This window comes from Pseudomonadota bacterium (assembly GCA_010028905.1).
In the GTDB taxonomy this organism is placed as follows: domain Bacteria; phylum Vulcanimicrobiota; class Xenobia; order RGZZ01; family RGZZ01; genus RGZZ01.
The window spans coordinates 1-1,346 of record RGZZ01000826.1; the positions used below are offsets into that span (position 1 = coordinate 1).

The 1,346-nt window shown below is 64.9% G+C and carries 1 protein-coding gene; it reads left to right on the forward strand.

The window, feature by feature from the left end; all coding sequences use genetic code 11:
• Nucleotides 1-231: 231 nt before the first annotated feature.
• Nucleotides 232-972, forward strand: coding sequence for an SDR family oxidoreductase (locus tag EB084_25645; GenBank protein NDD31647.1), 741 nt, complete (start codon nt 232-234; stop codon nt 970-972).
• Nucleotides 973-1,346 lie beyond the last annotated feature (374 nt).

Sequence of the window (1,346 nt, forward strand, 5' to 3'; positions counted from 1 at the left end):
AACAACGGCGACTTGAGCACAATTGCGCTCAACAACGGCGACTTGAGCACAATTGCGCTCAACAACGGCGACTTGAGCCCAATGGAGCTCAACAACGGCGACTTGAGCGCAATTGAGCTCAACAACGGTGAAATCTGGCCGTGAAGCGGGTGAATAGCGCGCTCTGATGGCACAAGGAGTTCTCAACCGCACAGATGAATCCACCCTCATCCCCCCAGGAGAGAACCTGCCATGCGCCACCTCATCTTCGGCGGCTCGGGAGCCATTGGCCTCGCCGTCGCCCGTCGCCTTGTCTCCCAGGGCGACACCGTCTTCCTGGCCGGCCGCAACGAAGCCACGTTGTCGGCAGCGGCCACCGAGCTCAACGCCCCGTGGGCCCTGGTCGACGCCACATCGTTCGACGCGGTGGAAGCCTGCGTGAAACAAGCTGCCGAGGCCATGGACGGCCTCGACGGCGTGGCGAACTGTGTGGGGTCGGTAGTGCTCAAACCAGCCCATCTAACCTCGGCCGACGACTATGAAGAGGTGCTGCGTGTCAACCTGGGCTCCGCCTTCGCCGTGGTGCGCGCAGCAGCCACTGCGCTGCGCGCCTCAGGGGGCAGCGTGGTACTGGTATCGTCGGCCGCAGCACGCACGGGCTTCGCCAACCACGAAGCCGTTGCGGCGGCCAAGGCCGGCGTCATCGGCCTCACCCTGTCGGCAGCAGCGACCTACGCGGCCCAAGGCATCCGCTTCAACGCAGTCGCCCCAGGCCTGGTGCGCACTCCGCTCACAAAGCGCCTCACCGCGAGCCCAGCCGCCGAGAAGACCTCGGCCGACATGCACGCCCTGGGCCGCATCGGCGAGCCGGACGACGTGGCGCCACTCATGGCGTGGCTGCTGGGGCCGGAGAGCGGCTGGGTGACCGGCCAGGTCTTCGGTGTCGACGGTGGGCTCGGCACGGTGCGTCCGCGCCCCACGACCGCGCGCTGATCGTCATTGCCGTGTGAGCGCAGCTTATCGACCTGGCCATGCGCCGCGTGAGGGCTTGGAGAGAGCAGACCGACGAGAGCATCGCCGTAGACGAGCGCGGAGAGATCGGAGCTCACTCCCCTTCCCCAGGGAATACCGTCATCCTTGCGCGGCAAAAGTCCTGAAACTGTCTCGTCGACCGCACGAGCGTTGGGAGGCTGCTCGTCACAATGAGCCAACGCTTGACTTGACCTCACAAACGGCATCTTCCACGCACCGATTTCAGCAAAAAAGCCGGTGACCCTGAGGAATCCCCGATTTTGTCCTCGGTAGGACGCGGCTTTGCCGCATTCCAGCCGAGCGCCTCTACGAATCAGTCGCCCATCGAGTCGTCT

Bases quoted from the DNA above. Each gene is read 5' to 3' on its own strand.
- EB084_25645 (NDD31647.1), top strand. From the start codon at position 232: ATGCGCCACCTCATCTTCGGCGGCTCGGGAGCCATTGGCCTCGCCGTC.